A 17063-nucleotide genomic window follows, 5' to 3' on the forward strand; every position below is an offset into this window, starting at 1 on the left:
GACGACCCCCGGCTCCGGGCGGTCCGGGCACCGGTGCGGGCACGGGTCCGGGGCTGTGATCGCCCCGGACCCGGACCGGTACAGATGAACGAACGGGGTCGGCGCGGCGCGCCGATCGCCCCTCGCCTCGCCTACCCGGCGTACGTCTCGAACTCGGCGACGCGGGGAGTGCCCGTCGAGCCGACGATCTCGAAGGTGATCTTCTTGAGTGCGGTACGGGGGACGGCGATGGCCCCGGCCCCGCTGCCCGAGGCGAGGACGGCTCCGGTGTCGCCGTTCAGGACGCGCCAGGCCCCGATGGCCCCGGCGGAGCCGGCCGCCTCACGGACGGTGATCGCGGACACGGTGGTGGCGGAGCCCCACTTGACGGACACCGAACCGGTCGGGCCGGCGGGCGACCAGTAGGTGCCGAGGTCGCCGTCCCGGACGTTGCCGTAGCTCGTGCCGTCGGCCTTGCTGGAGCCGTCGGCGCCGGCCCCGATGCTCAGGTTGGTCCCGCCGGGGGCGGTCGGTCCGGGTGTGGGAGTGGTGGGGGCCGGGGTCGGCGATGTGGAGGTCGCCGTCGGAGTGGGGTTGGGGGTCTGCGGGGAGCAGCTGCCGTTCGACACGAGGAGTCCCTTACCCGCACCGGCCGTCCGGCCGACGATGTCCGGCACGCAGGCGGCGGAGTCGAGGGTGAAGGCGTACGGGATGGTGACGGTGGTGTTGGACTGCGGGTCCGGTCCCGCCGGGTTGTTCTCGGAACCGCGGGCTGACCAGGTCACGTTGTCGAAGATGTTGCCGCCGACCTGCCAGTACCCGGCCGCGTCGGTGTAGAAGGTGCCGAGGACGTCCTTGGAGTCCTCGAAGTAGTTGTTGTCGACCTTGGCGCGGGCACCGGCACGGGAGTTGATGCCGGACTCGTTGATCCGCAGGTAGTGGTTGTCGTACATGTGGGCGATGCCGCCGCGCAGCAGGGGAGCGCGTGAGTCGATGTTCTCGTAGAGGTTGTGGTGGTACGTGATGAAGCTGTTCGAGAGCTCGGTCTCGCTGGAGCCGACGAGGCCGCCACGTCCGGAGTTGCGCAGGACGCTGTAGGACAGGGTCACGTACTGGGTGTTGTCCTTCATGTCGAAGAGGCCGTCGTAGCCCTCCGACTCGCCGCCCGAGGCCTCCAGGGTGGTGTGATCGACCCAGACGTTGCGGACGTCGCTCTCCATGCCGATGGCGTCGCCGCCGTTGGAGATCGGCGAACCGGACTTCTTGACGTTCCGGACGGTCACGTTCTGGATGATGATGTTGCTGGACTCGCGGATGTGGATGCCGAGTTGGTCGAAGACCGCGCCGGATCCGACCCCGACGAGGGTGACGTTGCTGATCTGCTTGAGCTCGATCACCCCGGCGGCGGTGTTGCAGCTGCTGCCGGACACCTTGGCGGTGTTGGCGTGGTTGATCGTTCCCTCGACCTCGATGGTGATCGGGGTGCTGCTGCTGGCCCGTGAGCACAGAGCCGCGTGGATCGCGGTGCCCGTGGTGGCCCGCACGGTCTGGCCTCCGGCACCGCCGGTGGTCCCGCCGTTCTGGGTGGCGTAACCGGTGGCGCCACCGGTCGCCGCCGATGCCTGGGGCATCGACAGCACTACGCCGGTCGCGGCCGCGAGGGCCAGGGTGGCCATTGCCGCGTGGAGCCGAAGTGCGACTGGTCGTCTCATGCTCGCCGTCCTTCTCGTCTTCGAACGCTGGGGGGTGGTTCCCGGGATGCGGTGCGGTTGCGGAGCGAGGTGCGCGCGGGGAAAGGTCTGTCCGTCGACAGAAGGAAAGCGCAGAAAGAAAGCGCTTTCTGCCCGGGACAATAGGACGCGTCCAGGAGCGTGGCAAGGCTCCGCGCAAGACCTCCGTAGGTGAGGCGCCGGGCTGCCGCGGAGGGGCCGGGGCGGGGGAGGGGGCGCGTGGGGCCGCGACCTCGAACGCATCCCGAGTCCCCCAACCTCCGTACGCGACAAAGAAGTTCGATCGACGGAGAAGCCCGAGCGATGCCCGAGCGGCGGCGATCGGACGCGGGTCCACAGTCGGCCGGAGAGGTCGGCGTCAGCGCGATGGTCGGCGGTGTTCCCCGGTGAGGACCTGGCGGCGGCGGAGCTCCGGTCGGTGGCCGCCGGGGCGGCTTCCCCTTGTCCTCGCGAGAATGATCAAGTAACGTCCCTGGGCGTGAACACCGGACCGGCGATTCGACGCCATACACAGACGGGCCATCCGGTGGACGACTGATCGCTCCGCGGGTGCGTTCGACGCACCCCCGCGGTTCGGCACGCGGACCCCCAGTGCTCAGGCACTGCGACGAGTCCCTTTTCGTGCCGAATCAACAGCGAGGTCATCCACATGGCAGTCACGTTCAACCACACCATCATCGCCGCCAAGGACCGCCACGAGTCCGCGCGGTTCTTCCGGGAGTTGCTGGAACTCCCCGAAGCGCCGTCCTGGGGGCCCTTCGTCAACGTCCAGCTGGCCGACGGCGTGCTCATCCAGTTCGCCGAGCCGCCGGTCGAGATCCAGATGCAGCACTACGCCTTCCTCGTCGACGACGAGCTCTTCGAGCGGGCCCACCAGCGACTCCGCGACCAGGGCGTCGAGCACTGGGCCGACCCGCAGATGAAGCGGCCCGGTGAGACGAACGACGAGCACGGTGGCCGGGGGGTCTATTTCAAGGACCCGGGCGGTCACGCGTTCGAGCTGATCACTCGGCCCTACCTGTAGGGCGAGTCGAGTCCGGCCGGGCACCGGCCTGGTGCCCGGCCGGACCGCGGCCCTGCCTCAGGCCAGGAACTCGCCGTCCCTGGCCACCACGACCCCGCCGTGCACCACCATGTCGCGGCGAGGCATGTCCACGACCACCTGCGGCAGGCACTCGCCCCGGACCAGGACGAAGTCGGCCGGGGATCCGGCCGTGAAGTCCGCGTGCGCCAGACCCATCACGTCCGCGCCCCCGTGCGCCGCGACGTCGTAACAGTCCCTCAGCTCGTCGTCCAGCCGTACATCCGTCACCCAGCCGAGGATGTGCGCCCGATGCATCATGTCGGCGTTCCCGAAGGGGCTCCACGAGTCCCGCACGCCGTCCGACCCGAGCCCGACGCGCACTCCGTGCTCCCGCAGGCGCGCGATCGGGAGGACCAGTGAGTCCGAGGGCGCGACCGTGGTCAGCGCGATGTCCTGATCACCCAGGTCGGCTGCGATCGAACCCAGTTCACGGTCCGTCAGGCCCGGCAGACAGAACACGTGACTGACCGTCACCTTTCCTGCCAGGGACAGCGCGCGCGTGCGGTCCACGATGCCGCGCATCGCCTTCATGCCCTTCTCGCCCCGGTCGTGCAGGTGGATGTCCACGCCCACACCGTGGCGGTCCGCGATGCCGAACACGACGTCCAGCTGATCGTCGAGGGCGTTGTCGAAACCGATCGGGTCGATGCCGCCGATCATGTCGATGAGGCCCTCGCGCGCGGCCTTCTCCAGGAGCGCGGCGGTGCCGGGCGTCCGGATCACCCCGTGCTGCGGGAACGCCACGATCTGGACGTCGAGGGCGTGACGCAACCGCTCACGGGCCTCGGCCACGCCCTCCACCCCCGCCAGGCCGTACGCCGGTGCCACGTCCGCGTGGGCCCGCATGCCGCGGGTGCCCCGGGACACGGCGTGCGACATCAGCCCGTAGGCCCGTTCGACCACCGGGCGCCGCTGGCTGCGGAACAGCTCGACGTCCTGCGCCACGTAGTCGGCGATCGCGCTCGCCGGCCGCCGGGACACCCACGAACCGCCCCAGGTCGTCTTGTCGGGGTGGATGTGCGCGTCGACGAGCGACGGCAGCGCGATCCGGCCGCCCCCGTCGACGACCTTCGCGCCGTGCGGCGCCGGACGGTCCGAGATCCGGCCGTCGACGACCACGAGGTCCCTGACCCTCGCCGCGCCGAACGGGCGGACGTCGCGGAAGACGACCGTCCTGGTCCTGCGCCCCGAGGTGCCGGATGTCGCCGTTCCGGAGGCGGCCGGGGCCGCCGCCGTCGCGGGCCCGGCCGTGGCGGCCGCGGAGGCCGTGGCACCCGCCAGCGCTGCGGCTCCCGCCAGCATCGTGCGACGGGACAGCGGGCCGGGGGAGGAGGGGGAGGACGACTGCATGGGGGCTCCTTCGAGGGGCGGGACGGGACGGCGACGCCGTCGCGGTGAGGGCGGGCAACACGGATGGGGCCGCCTGCCGGATGTGCGGAGACGCCGGTGCGGGCCGCCTGCCGGATCTGCGGCGACGCCGGTGGAGGTCGCACGCCGGATGCGTGACGACTCCGGTGGGGAGAGGGGGCGGCGGAGGGCGGCCGTCGTGGGGGAGCCGTGGGCGGTGGCGTGCCGGGCCGGGGGTGCCGTACGCGCGGGACGGCTCAGGCCACGACTCCCGCCCGTACCACCCCCACGGGACGCTCCAGCACGGTCAGGTCCGCCAGCGGGTCGCCCGACAGCAGGAGTGCGTCGCCGGCGTGGCCGCGGGTGAGGCGGCCCGCCGTGCGGTCGAGGCCCAGCAGACGGGCCGCGCCCGTCGTCGCCGTGCGGATCGCGTCGAGCGGAGACAGGCCCGCGGAGTGCATCAGGACGACCTCACCGCCGATCGGGTCCACGACGCCGCCCGACGAATCGGTGCCGGCGGCGAGCGGGACCCCGAGTTCGTGCGCGGCGAGGACCGCGCGCTTCAGGACCGGCAGGTAGGTGCGTCCGCGCTCGGCGAGGACCGGGTCGGACGACTCGGCCAGTCCGGCGATCGCGGTGAGGGTCGGCGTGAAGTACGTCCCCCGGCGGCGCATTTCGCGCAGCGTGTGCTCGCCGACGAACGCGCCGTGCTCCAGGGAGCGGATGCCCGCCATGACGGCGTCGTGGCAGCCCTGCTCGCTGTAGCTGTGGCAGAGGACGCCCTTGCCGCGGCGCCGGGCCGCCGCCACGATCTCGGCGAGCTGTTCGCGCGAGTAGACCTGGGCCAGCGGGTCCTGCTCAGGGAGCCCGGCGCGTTCGTTGACCCGGGTCTTGATCACGTCCGCGCCGCGGGCGAGGTTCACCTCCACCACCCGCCGCAGCGCCTCCGCCGAGCGCACTCCGTCCTTGAGACGGGCGAGCGGGGTGAGGTCGGGGTCGGCGAGCACGGTGTCGCCGAGGTCCGGGGTCACGAACACGCCGGCGGCCGTCAGACGCGGCGCGAGCGCGGGGCTGTGCCGGGCGAGTTCGCGGACGGCGATGTCCTGGTAGAAGGAGGTCGATCCGCTGCGCGCGCTCGTCGCGCCCTTGCGGACGGCGTCGCGTGCCTCGGCCGCGGTGCTGAGGTGGATGTGCGCGTCGACCAGGCCCGGCAGGATCCAGCGGCCGTGCGCGTCGAGCACCTCGACGCCCTGCGGTACGGCGACTGCGCCCCGGCGGCCGGCGGCCCGGACGGTGCCGTCCTCGATGACGACGACGGCGTTCTCGGTGACCTCGCCGGTGGCCGGGTCCAGGAGGGTGCCGCCCTGGATCACGAGGTGTCCCAGCCGTGCGGCGGTGCCGGGGGCGCGGCGCCCGGAGGAGGCTCCGCGGCCGTCGACGGCGGCGGTCGCCTGCCCCGCCGCGGCCATGGTGCCCGCGAGGGCGGCCGCCCCGGCGAGGATCCCGCGGCGGGTCAGTGTGCTGGAGGGCGGCGGGATGGCTTCGACGCACATGGGTGCTCCTTGGGGGAGTGGGTCGACGGCTTCCGCATTTTGTATACCAAGTGAGAGGCGGCGGACAAGGGCGATGATCCAAGGAATCGGAAACACCCGTTCCGGTCCGGATGTGTCCTAGTTGATGCCCGCCTCGGCGTCTTGAGGGGTGCGTGATCGGGCGTCTTGGTATACGAATGGGGGGCGGCGTCCGGCCGCCTCCGCCCTCAGGCTTCGCCGAAGAGGGACCGCAGCGCCACGGCCCTGCTGTCCCGGACGTGCAGCAGCGCGCTCGCCGCGGCCGCCTCCGCGTCCCCCGCCGCGATGTGCCGGTACATCTCGGCGTGCTGGGCCCGCATGTGCGCGGGCTCCTCGCGCAGGCCGAACACGAGCCGCAGCTGCCAGCTCAGCTGCTCCATCGTGCGGGCCAGCAGCGGGTTGCCCGACATCGCCACCATGCGCTCGTGGAACGCCGTGTGGGCGGCCACCTCGCGGGTCGCCTCGTCCGCGGCGGCCGCCGACTCGGCCTGGTGCAGCGCCGCTTCGAGGGCGGCCAGCCCCTCGGAGTCGCCCGCGGCGCGCGCCCGCGCGGCCAGCCGGGACGCCTGGACCGTGAGCGGTTCCCACACCTCGTACAGGTGCTCCACGTCGGCGGGTTCCAGGCGGCGGACGCGCACGCCGCTGTGCGGGAGCAGCTCCAGGAGACCCTCGGTGGCCAGGGCACGCAGCGCCTCGCGCACCGGCACGCGCGACATGCCGAGCTCCTCCGCGACCTCGCGCTCGACGAGACGGGCGCCCTGGGCGTACCGCCGGTCCACGATCCGCTGCAGGACCGCCTCACGCGCGCGCGTGCTCAGCGGCGCAGGCGAGGAGGTGGCGTGGGCCGGGCCCGGCCCCGGTGCGGGGCTCGTGCTCGCCGTCCCGTCCCCCGCGGCCGTCGAGTCGGCCCGTCGTCCGTCCGTCACTCGCCCCGACCTCTTCCCTGCTCCGCCGTGCCGCTCGTCCCCCGTTCGGGGTGCCCGGGGCGAGGATACGTCGGCCGGTCGGCGGTCACCGGTCAAGCCGTCGGGGTCTGTTGGTCCGCACGGTTCGGCCCCGGCTGTGGTACTGCCTTACAGAGACATCGTCAGGTTTGTGATGAAATACCGCTTTGCCCGGGAAAGGTGCCATCTGTGTCGCAGGAAGATCAGGGGCCGGACGGTCGCCGAACAGGCGCCGAACGGGGCGGGCGGGAAGGGCTGCCGGTGACGGCGGACCTCCCGGGCCGCCCAGACCACCACCAGCGCGCCCGTACCGACCGGATCGTGTTCGGTGTCACCGCAGTCCTCACCGTGGCGTTCGTCGTCTGGGGCTCCACGGCCACGGACAGCCTGGAGAGCGCGTCGAGCGATCTCCTCGAAGGGCTCATCCGCAACGGCGGCTGGGCGTTCATGCTGGCCGCGTCCGGCTTCGTGGTCTTCGCGCTCTGGCTGGCCATCAGCCGCTACGGCCGGATCAAGCTCGGCCAGGAGAGCGAGGGCCCGGAGTTCCGGACGGTGTCATGGATCGCCATGATGTTCAGCGCCGGTATGGGGATCGGCCTGATGTTCTACGGGGTGAGCGAGCCGCTCGCCCACTACGGAACCCCGCCGCCCGGCACCCACCCCGCGGACTCCGCCGAGCGCATGCAGACCGCCATGGCCACCACCCTCTTCCACTGGACGCTCCATCCGTGGGCGATCTACGCGGTCGTCGGCCTCGCCATCGCGTACTCCACGTTCCGGCGGCGGCGCCGTCAGACCATCAGCGCCGTGTTCGTCCCCCTGATCGGTGAGAAGGCGGCGTACGGAGGGCCCGGGCGGGTCATCGACATCCTGGCCATCTTCGCCACCCTCTTCGGCTCCGCGGCCTCGCTCGGTCTGGGCGCGCTCCAGATCGGCAGCGGTTTCGAGGAGCTGGGCTGGATGGAGAAGACCGGCACGGGGCTGCTCGTCGCCATCATCGCCGTGCTGACCGTGGCCTTCGTCTTCTCCGCCGTGTCCGGTGTGGAGAAGGGCATCCAGTGGCTCTCCAACATCAACATGGTGCTCGCCGGGGTGCTCGCCCTGTTCGTGTTCATCGCGGGCCCCACCATCATCGTGCTCGACCTGCTGCCCACGTCGATCGCCGCCTACATCGACGAACTGCCGCAGCTCGCCGGCCGCACGGAGGCCACCAGCGGTGCGGAGATCCATGACTGGCTGGGCAGCTGGACGGTCTTCTACTGGGCCTGGTGGATCTCGTGGACGCCCTTCGTCGGCATGTTCATCGCCCGGATCAGCCGGGGCCGCACCATCCGTCAGTTCGTCGGCGGCGTCATCCTGGTGCCCAGCACGGTCAGCCTGGTGTGGTTCGCCATCTTCGGCGGCACGGCGATGAAGCTCAGCGAGCAGGGCGACCTGGCGGGCGAGTCGACCCCGGAAGGTCAACTCTTCGGAGTGCTGCAGGAGTTCCCGCTCACCGGCACCATGAGTCTGCTCGTGATGATCCTCGTCGGCATCTTCTTCGTCTCGGGCGCGGACGCCGCCTCGATCGTCATGGGCACGCTCTCCCAGCGCGGCGCCTTCGAACCCACCCGCCCCGTGGTGGTGTTCTGGGGCGTCGTGACCGGCGCGGTCGCCGCCATCATGCTCCTCATCGGCGACGGCCAGGGCGATGCCCTCGCGGGTCTGCAGAATCTGACGATCTTGGTGGCGGCCCCGTTCGTGCTGGTGATGATCGGCATGTGCGTGGCCCTGATGCGGGACCTCCGCAAGGACCCGCTGATCGTCCGCGGCGAGGTGGGTGTGGAGGTCGTCGAACTCGCGGTGATCGCCGGCCACGAGCAGTACGACGGCGACTTCGAGCTGAGGATCGGCCCCGGCACCCAGGACACCGACGCGCCCTGAACCCCGCGCGGCCGTTCACGCCCTGCCCGCCGCCTTCTGGGTGCGGCGGGACAGGGAGTCCACGACCACGGCGGCCAGCAGCACCGAACCAGTGATCATGAACTGGACGGCGTTGCTCACGCCCATGATGTTCATGCCCGACTGGATGGAGCCGATCACCAGCGCGCCGAGCAGCGCCGACCAGACGGTGCCGCGGCCGCCGAAGAGGCTCGTACCGCCGATGACGGCCGCGGCGATCACGTTCATCAGGAGGTTGCCGCCGCCGGACGTCTGACTCGCGGACTGGATCTGCCCGGCGAGGAAGAGGCCGCCGACCGCCGCCATCGTCCCGGCGATCGAGAAGACCGTCATCCGGATGAACGGCACGCTGATGCCGGCCCTGCGCGCGCCCTCGATGTTGCCGCCGACCGCGAAGATCCGGCGGCCGTACGTGGTGCGCCGCAGCACGAAGTCCAGGAGCACCAGCAGGATCAGGAAGATCAGCAGCGCCAGCGGCAGCCCCTGGTACTGGTTGAGGATGTACGCGGTGACGAAGGCGATCGCGGCGATGACCACCGTCCGCAGGACGATCTCGGCGATCGGCCGGAACGGCACCCGGGCCGCCCTGCGGCGCTGGGCGTCCAGCAGCGAGGCCGCCAGGAACAGGCCGACCCCGACCGCCGCCGCCACGTAGGCGGCCGCCGGGCTGTGGTAGATCGTCGAGTACAGCTTGGAGACGATGCTCTCGCTGGGAATGTTGACCGTGCCGCTGGAGCCCAGCACCTGGAGCATGAGTCCGTTCCAGGCGAGGTTGCCCGCCAGGGTCACCACGAACGCCGGCACGCCGACTTTCGCGAAGAAGAAGCCCTGGATGAGCCCGACGGCGGCGCCGCCCGCGATGGCGACGAGCAGCGCCAGCCACTCGTTCATGCCGTTCAGGACGTTGAGCACGGCGAAGATCGCGGCGCACAGGCCGCTCACCGAGCCGACGGACAGGTCGATCTCGCCGAGCAGCAGCACGAAGACGATGCCGACCGCGATCATGCCCGTGCCGACGATCTGCTGGCTGAGGTCGGACAGGTTCTGCGCCGAGAGGAACGTGCTGTTCAGGCTGCCGAAAACGGTCCAGATGATGATCACGGCGAGTACGACGGGCAGCGAACCCAGTTCGCCGCTGCGCAGCTTGCGCCGGAACTCGTCGACGTACCCCTTCACGCCCTCCTCGCGGACGAGCAGACGGGTGTCGACGGCGGGTACGGCACCGGATGCCGGCTCCTGGCTCGCGGAGTCGCCGGCGCCGGAGGGGTCGCGGCCTCGGTCGCGTCTCATCACTCCTCCTCCTGCTCCCGCTTACGCGCCTGGCGGCGGGTGACGGCACTGTCGGTGGCCCCCGTGATCGCGGAGATGATCTCCTCGGTGGTCGTCGAGCGCTTGTCGAAGAAGCCGTTGTTCCGGCCGAGGCGCATCACCGCGATCCGGTCGGCGACGGCCATCACGTCCACCATGTTGTGGCTGATCAGGATGGTCCCGAGGCCCTGCTCGCGGAGCCGTTCGACCAGGTCGAGGACCTCGGCCGTCTGCTCCACGCCGAGAGCGGCGGTGGGTTCGTCCAGGATGACGACCTTCGGAGCGCCGATCAGGGAACGGGCGATCGCCACCGTCTGGCGCTGACCGCCGGAGAGCGAGGCCACGGGGATGCGGACGCTCGGGATGCGGATGGACAGGGTGTCGAGCAGCTCACGGGCCCGCTGGTCCATGCGGACCTCGTCGAGCACGCCGAAGCGCCGCAGTTCCCGGCCGAGGAACAGGTTGGCGACCACGTCGAGGTTGTCGCACAGCGCCAGGTCCTGGTAGACCGTGGCGATTCCGAGGTTCTGGGCGTCGTGCGGCCGGCTGATGGAGACCGGCTTTCCCTCCCAGGTGATGACGCCCTCGTCGGGCGGGTTCACCCCGGCGATCGACTTGACGGCGGTCGACTTGCCGGCGCCGTTGTCGCCGACCAGCGCGACCACCTCACCGGGGTGCACGTCCAGGTCGAAGTCCTTCAGCGCCTGGACCGCGCCGAACCGCTTGGAGATCCCCCGCAGTGAGAGCACGGGTGGCTCCGGCAAAGGAACCGCCTCCTCCGCTCGCCCGTCCGCGCGGGCCGCTCCGCCCCCGAGGGGGGCGGAAGGGCCGCGCGTCGGGATGGAAGCCCGGGACCGGTGCGCCCGGGACGGAACTGCCGTGCGCCCGGGCGGAATGGTGTGCGCCGGGACGGAATCACCGCGCGGCTACTGGAGGCCGGCGTCCTTGCAGGCAGCGGCGTACGTCGGGGTGCAGATCTCCTGAACCGTGTACAGGCCGTCCTTCACGACGGTGTCCTTGATGTTGGTCTTGTCGACCACGACCGGCGTGAGCAGGTTGGCCGGGACCTTCTGGCCACTGCCGCTGGTGACGGTGGTGGGCACCAGGTCCGACGGGAGCGGCTTGCCCTCGGCGAAGTCGACCGCCATCTGGGCCGCGATGTCCGCCTCCGGCTTGTACGGCTTCATGATGGTGATCGTCTGCGTGCCGAGCAGGATCCGCTGGATCGCGTCGAGCTGGGCGTCCTGGCCGGTCAGCGGCACGTTGATGCCCGCCGCCTTCAGGGCCGTGGCGATACCGGCGGCCAGTCCGTCGTTGGCCGAGTACACGCCGACGATGTTGTCCTTGCCCAGGGCGCTGATCGCGCCGGACATCTGCTGGTTGGCGTTGTTCGGGTCCCAGTTCGGCGTGTCGTACTCCTTGCCGATCTTCACCTTGCCGTCCAGGACCGAGTGTGCGCCGGCCTTGAACTCCGCCGCGTTCGGGTCGGTCGGCGACCCGTTGTGCATCACGATCTGGCCGCTCGACGCCTTGTCGCCGAGCGCGTCGAGGAGCGCCTGGCCCTGCAGCTCACCCACCTTGCGGTTGTCGTACGAGACGTACGAGTCGACCGGGCCCTGCGCGAGGCGGTCGTACGCGACGACCTTCACGCCCGCGTCATGGGCCTTCTGCACGGAGGACTGGATCGACTTCGCGTCCACGGCGTCCAGGATCAGGACCTTGTCGCCCTTGGCCAGCGCGGTGTTCACCTGCTGTTGCTGGGTGGTGGCGCTCTCCGCGGCGTTGTAGTAGTCGATCTGGGCGCCGGGTGCCAGTTCCTTGATCTTGGCCTCGATGTACGGCCGGTCGAACTTCTCGTACCGCGTGGTCTTGCTCTCCGGCAGCAGCAGGCCGATCCTCACATCGTCCTGTGCCGCCGCCCCCGGCTGGGCCGCCCCGCTGGTCGCCACGGCGCCCAGACAGAGGGCGGTGGCTCCGGCGAGGGCTATCGCGCCCCGCAATGTACGGGTCATGGGAGGCTCCTTCCGTACTCCGCCTCCCGCCGCCTGATGAGTGCGGGACGGAGGATGCACATGTGGCCTATATATCGACATTAGCGTCAAGCTGAGGACCGGCAAGCGGGTGACCCGGCTCCGGCCGGTCCCCCCGCCGCCGCGACGGACCCGGTCCGTGCGCCGCCGTCCCCGGTGCGGCACCCTGGCGGCATGCCGACTCCGCGCACGCTCAGCTCCCGGGATCCGGTGGCCGTCGCCGTCACCGAGGCCATCGTCACCGGCGACCTCGACGCCCTGCGCGGACTGCTCGCCGGGCACCCCGGCCTGGCCGGTGCCCGGGTCGTCGAGGACCGGGAGGGCCGCGGCCCCGGCGGCCGGAGCCTGCTGCACCTCGCCACCGACTGGCCCGGCCACCGGCCGCGCGGCCCGGAGACCGTCGCCGTCCTCGTCGAGGCCGGCGCCGACCCGGACGCCCGTTTCACCGGAGCCCACCGGGAGACCCCCCTGCACTGGGCGGCGAGCAACGACGACGTCCTGATGATCGACGCGCTCGTCGCCGCCGGAGCCGACATCGAGGCCGACGGAGCGGTCATCGCCGACGGTACGCCGCTGACCGACGCCCGCGCCTTCGGACAGTGGCGCGCCGCCCGCAGACTGCTCGAACTCGGAGCCCGCCCCACCTTCCAGGACGCCGCGACCCTCGGCCTCCTCGACCGGGTCGAGGCGCGCCTCACCGCCGACCCCGCCCCCACGCCGCAGGAGATCGACGAGGCGTTCTGGGGCGCCTGCCAGGGCGGCCGGCTCGCCGTCGCCGTACGGCTCCTGGACGCCCGGGCGGACATCGACCGGATCGGCTGGAACGGTCTCACCCCGCTCGACATCGCCCGCGCCGAGAAGGCGGACGAGGTGGCCGGCTGGCTGACCGGCCGAGGGGCCCGGACGGCCGCGGAGCGCCGGGCGGCCGACGGAGGGTGAGCCCGGTCGCCCCCGGGCCGCGGACCGTCAGTACACGTCCCGCACGTACCGCTTGTCGGCGGCCAGCTGCTTGACGTACACCCCCGCCGACTCCTCGTCGAGCCCGCCGTGCGCCACGGCGATGTCGCGCAGCGCCCGGTCGACGTCCTTCGCCATCCGGGCCGCGTCCCCGCAGACGTAGAAGTGCGCGCCGGACTGCAGCCACGACCACAGCTGCGGCCCGTGCTCGCGCATCCGGTCCTGTACGTAGACCTTGGCGCGCTGGTCGCGGGAGAAGGCCGTGTCGAGACGGTCGAGGGTGCCGTCGGCGAGGAGGGCGCCGAGCTCCTCCTCGTAGTAGAAGTCCGTGGCGCGGTGCTGCTCGCCGAAGAAGAGCCAGTTCGGGGCCCGGTGGCCGAGTGCCCGGCGCTCGTCGAGGAAGCCGAGGAAGGGCGCCACCCCCGTGCCCGGCCCCACCATCACCATCGGGGTCGACGGATCGGCGGGAGGCCGGAAGTGCGGGGCCCGCTGGACGTACACGGGGACGGGGGCGCCGGCTTCGGCGTCGGCGAGGAACGGCGAGCAGACGCCCTTGCGCAGGCGCCCGTGACGGTTCTCGTAGCGCACCACGGAGACGGTCAGGGACACCTGATGGGGGTCGGTGAGGGGACTCGAGGAGATCGAGTACAGGCGCGGCCTGAGACGGCCGAGGACCTCGGCCCACTCCTGGGCGGAGGCGCGCACGGGATGCTCGGCGAGGACGTCCACGGCCTGCCGCCCCCAGGCCCACTGGGCGAGCCCGTCCTTGTTGTCGGGCCGGAGGAGGCGCTTGAGGTCGCGGTCGCCGGTCCGCTCGGTGACGAAGCCGAGGAGCGAGGGGGTGGCACGGGTGATGTCGAGGTGGCGGTGGAGGGCTTCGCCGAAGGGCACCGGCTCCTGGCCGGGCAGCTCCACGGGGGAGTCCGCGTCGAGACCGGTGACGGCCAGCCATTCGGCCACGAGATCCGGACAGTTGACGGGCCGTACGCCGAGCGCGTCGCTGCTCTCGTAGCCGAGCGGCGCCCCGCTCTCGCTGGTGTCGAAGGTGAACCGCCGGACCTCCTTGCCCGCGCCCGGCAGGCTGAGCAGCCGGTTGCCGACGAGCCGGGCGGGGGTGGTGGCCGGGCCGGGGCGACGGGCCGGAGCGGGTGCGGGAACCGAAGCGGGGACGGCGGGAGGAGCGGGTGCCTCGGAGAGCGCCTCAGGCACGTCCGAGAGCCCGGCCAGGACCTGGTCGAGCCAGGCGCGGGCGGAGGTCTCGTAGTCCGGTTCGCAGTCGGTACGGGGTGCCAGGCGGACGCCCCCGAGCTCGTCGAGACGATGGTCCAGGCGCCGCCCGTGGCCGCAGAAGTCACCGTACGAGGAGTCCCCGAGGGCGAGCACGGCATAGCGGCGACCGTCGAGGCGCGGGGTGTCGGGCGCGGCCAGCGCGTCCCAGAAGCCGGAGCCGTTGTCCGGCGCGTCCCCGTCCCCGAACGTACTGGTGATCAGCAGCAGGTCGGCGGCGGGAGGCAGCGCCGTGAGGTCGGTCTGGTCCATGCCCGTGAGCGCGGCCCGGTGCCCCGCGGAGAGGAGCCGCTCGGCGGTGGCGGCGGCGAAGTCCTCGGCGTTGCCGGTCTGCGAGGCCCACAGCACGACGACCTCACGGCCCGCCGCGCCCGCGCCCTCGGCCGGGGCGGTCTGCGGCGCCCGGGAGTACAGGCCGGCCAGCACCCCGTTCACCCACCGCGCGTGCTCCGTGCGGAACGGCGCGCCGGGCGGCAGGACGGGTACTCCGGGCGCACCCGACTCCAGACCGGCGAGGAAGCCGACCAGATACTGCCGCTCCTCGGCGGAGAGGACGGGCGGCGGGCTGGGTTCGAGGCCGAAGGCGGCCGCGGGGCCGGGCGCCATGCCACCGCTCGGGATGACCACCTTCGGGACCAGCGGGACCACGGGCGCCTCCGCGGCCGGCGCCGGGGCCGGCGCGACCACCGGAACCGCCGCCTTCGTCAGCGCCACCGCGCACACCTTCAGCTCGGGCTGGAAGGACAGCGGATCGACGGCGTCGTTGGTGACGGCGTTCACGCACAGGCCGTCGCCGAAGAGGTCGTTCCAGTGGAACGGCGCGAAGCAGCTCCCCGGCGCCACCCGGTCGGTGACCACGGCCGGCAGCACGGCCTTCCCGCGCCGCGAGGCGATCTCCACGGGGTCGTCCTCCGCGATGCCGAGCCGCGCGGCGTCCTCGGGGTGCAGTTCGACGAAGGGCGCCGGGTTGAGCCTGTTGAGCTTGGGGACCTTGCCGGTCTTGGTGAGGGTGTGCCACTGGTGCTGGAGCCGCCCGGTGTTGAGCACGAACGGAAAGGCGTCGTCGGGCATCTCGGCGGGGTCGATGTGCGGCCGGGCGTGGAAGACGGCCCGGCCGCTCGCCGTCGGGAAGACGGGCCCCTTCCCCCGCCCGTCGCCGCTCCCCTCCACGTACCGGATCGGGTTCCGCGCCGGACCCCCGCCCGCCGCGGGCCACTGGACGGGGGTGCCCCGCAGCCGCTCGTACGTCACCCCGCTCAGGTCGTATCCGGTCCGGGGGTTCCCGGCGCGCCTGATCTCCTCGAAGACCTCCTCGGCGCTGTCGTACGAGAACGCCTTCTCGTACCCCATCGCGCACGCGACACGGGCGATGATCCGCCAGTCGGCGAGCGCCTCCCCGGGCGGTTCGACGGCCGGCCGGGTGAGGGTGAGGCCGCGCTCGCTGTTGATCAGTACGCCCTCGGTCTCCGTCCAGAGGGCGGCGGGCAGGACGACGTCCGCGTACGCGTTGGTCTCGGTGTCGGCGAACGCGTCCTGGGTGATGACGAGTTCGGCGGCCCGCAGGCCCTCGACTACGGTGCCGCGGTTGCCGACGGAGGCGACCGGGTTGGTGCAGATGATCCAGCAGGCCTTGATCTCGCCGTCCGCCATGCGCCGGAAGAGGTCGATGGTGCCCTGCCCGGAGCCGTCCTCGCGGATCGTGCCGGGCGGGAGGTCCCAGAGGTCCTCGGCGAAGGCCCGGTCCTCGGCGACCAGGACCGAACGCTGGCCGGGGAGGCCGGGGCCCATGTAGCCCATCTCCCGGCCGCCCATCGCGTTGGGCTGGCCGGTCAGGGAGAAGGGGCCCGAGCCGGGGCGGCAGATCGCCCCGGTCGCCAGGTGCAGGTTGATCAGGGCGTTGGTGTTCCAGGTGCCGTGGGTGGACTGGTTGAGGCCCATGGTCCAGCAGCTGGTCCATTCGCCCGCCGCGCCGATCCACTCGGCGGCGGTACGGATGTCGGCCTCGGGTATTCCGGTGGTACGGGCGACGGCGGCGGGCGCGTAGTCGGCGAGGAACGGGGGCATCGCCTCCCAGCCCTCGGTGTGCGCGGCGATGAAGCCGGCGTCGGTGCGGCCGTTCTCGTGCAGCAGGTGCAGGAGTCCGTTGAGCAGAGCGAGGTCCGTCCCGGGCTTGATCCGCAGAAAGAGGTCGGCCTTGTCGGCGGTGGCGGTGCGGCGGGGGTCGACGACGATCAGCTTCGCCCCGGCCTTGACCCGCTCCATCATGCGGAGGAACAGGATGGGGTGGCAGTCGGCCATGTTGGAGCCGATGACGAGGAAGACATCGGCCCGGTCGAGGTCGTCGTAGGAGCCGGGAGGGCCGTCGGCGCCGAGGGAGAGCTTGTAGCCGGTGCCGGCGCTCGCCATGCAGAGCCGCGAGTTGGACTCGATCTGGTTGGTGCCGATGAAGCCCTTGGCGAGCTTGTTGGCGAGGTACTGGGCCTCCAGGCTCATCTGGCCGGAGACGTAGAGCGCGAAGGCGTCGGGCCCGTGCTCGTCGATGATCGCGCGCAGTCGGCGGGCGGTCTCGGTGAGGGCCCGGTCGGTGTCGGCCGGCACGGGATCGCCCCCGCGTTCCTCCCGTACGAGCGCGGTGGTCAGACGTCCGGGGGCAGCGAGCAGATCGGCGGTGGTGGCGCCCTTGGTGCACAGGCGCCCCCGGTTGGCGGGGTGGTCCTTGTCGCCCGTCGCCTTCAGGACGGTGCGGCGCCCGTCGGGTCCGGTGCCGATGTCCAGGAGCAGGCCGCACCCGACACCGCAGTACGAGCAGACGGTCCGCACCCGGTCGGGCGTACCGGCCGTACCGCGCAGGGGGGTCGGCGTGTCCTGTCGGGTCACCGGGGCGC

At 72.0% G+C, this 17063-nt stretch carries 11 protein-coding genes; 3 read left to right on the plus strand and 8 right to left on the minus strand.

Annotated elements, in window-relative coordinates; all coding sequences use genetic code 11:
• Positions 1–131: 131 nt before the first annotated feature.
• Positions 132–1691 carry a pectate lyase family protein gene (locus tag OG392_RS34000; protein ID WP_329285920.1) on the minus strand — a complete coding sequence of 520 codons (1560 nt, stop codon included), beginning with the start codon at positions 1689–1691 and terminating at the stop codon, positions 132–134.
• Between the two features lie 667 nt (positions 1692–2358).
• Here OG392_RS34000 and OG392_RS34005 point away from each other — a divergent pair.
• Positions 2359–2733: a VOC family protein gene (locus OG392_RS34005; RefSeq protein ID WP_329285922.1), complete on the plus strand. Its 375-nt coding sequence runs from the start codon at positions 2359–2361 to the stop codon at positions 2731–2733.
• 57 nt (positions 2734–2790) lie between these two features.
• On the opposite strand, the gene OG392_RS34010 is transcribed toward OG392_RS34005, so the two are convergent.
• The 3 genes from OG392_RS34010 to OG392_RS34020 all read right to left on the minus strand — a co-directional run bounded on the left by OG392_RS34010 (position 2791) and on the right by OG392_RS34020 (position 6637).
• Positions 2791–4143 (minus strand): amidohydrolase family protein, encoded by a 1353-nt coding sequence (locus OG392_RS34010; RefSeq protein WP_329285924.1) that lies wholly within the window; start codon positions 4141–4143, stop codon positions 2791–2793.
• 254 nt (positions 4144–4397) lie between these two features.
• Positions 4398–5693, minus strand: a complete 1296-nt coding sequence (locus tag OG392_RS34015; RefSeq protein WP_329285927.1) for an amidohydrolase family protein — start codon at positions 5691–5693, stop codon at positions 4398–4400.
• A 206-nt stretch (positions 5694–5899) separates the two neighbouring features.
• The gene (locus OG392_RS34020; RefSeq protein ID WP_443054994.1) at positions 5900–6637 is read right to left on the minus strand and encodes a GntR family transcriptional regulator; all 738 of its coding nucleotides are present in this window, start codon (positions 6635–6637) and stop codon (positions 5900–5902) included.
• Between the two features lie 207 nt (positions 6638–6844).
• Between OG392_RS34020 and OG392_RS34025 the strand changes: the two genes are divergently transcribed.
• On the plus strand, positions 6845–8578 hold the full coding sequence (locus tag OG392_RS34025; RefSeq protein ID WP_443054995.1) for a BCCT family transporter: 1734 nt from the start codon (positions 6845–6847) through the stop codon (positions 8576–8578).
• A 15-nt stretch (positions 8579–8593) separates the two neighbouring features.
• Here OG392_RS34025 and OG392_RS34030 read toward each other — a convergent pair whose 3' ends face one another.
• The 3 genes from OG392_RS34030 to OG392_RS34040 all read right to left on the minus strand — a co-directional run bounded on the left by OG392_RS34030 (position 8594) and on the right by OG392_RS34040 (position 11916).
• Positions 8594–9886, minus strand: coding sequence for a sugar ABC transporter permease (locus tag OG392_RS34030; RefSeq protein ID WP_329285931.1), 1293 nt, complete (start codon positions 9884–9886; stop codon positions 8594–8596).
• Positions 9886–10668, minus strand: coding sequence for an ATP-binding cassette domain-containing protein (locus OG392_RS34035; protein WP_329285933.1), 783 nt, complete (start codon positions 10666–10668; stop codon positions 9886–9888). Before OG392_RS34035 ends, OG392_RS34030 begins: the two co-directional genes overlap by 1 nt.
• 162 nt (positions 10669–10830) lie before the next feature.
• Positions 10831–11916, minus strand: coding sequence for a sugar ABC transporter substrate-binding protein (locus tag OG392_RS34040; protein ID WP_329285934.1), 1086 nt, complete (start codon positions 11914–11916; stop codon positions 10831–10833).
• A 192-nt stretch (positions 11917–12108) separates the two neighbouring features.
• Between OG392_RS34040 and OG392_RS34045 the strand changes: the two genes are divergently transcribed.
• Complete coding sequence (locus tag OG392_RS34045; protein ID WP_329285935.1) at positions 12109–12873, plus strand: ankyrin repeat domain-containing protein; 765 nt, start codon at positions 12109–12111, stop codon at positions 12871–12873.
• A 27-nt stretch (positions 12874–12900) separates the two neighbouring features.
• On the opposite strand, the gene OG392_RS34050 is transcribed toward OG392_RS34045, so the two are convergent.
• Positions 12901–17055, minus strand: a complete 4155-nt coding sequence (locus tag OG392_RS34050) for a bifunctional nitrate reductase/sulfite reductase flavoprotein subunit alpha (RefSeq protein ID WP_329285937.1) — start codon at positions 17053–17055, stop codon at positions 12901–12903.
• Positions 17056–17063: the final 8 nt, after the last annotated feature.

The organism is Streptomyces sp. NBC_00691 (assembly GCF_036226665.1).
Taxonomy (GTDB): domain Bacteria; phylum Actinomycetota; class Actinomycetes; order Streptomycetales; family Streptomycetaceae; genus Streptomyces.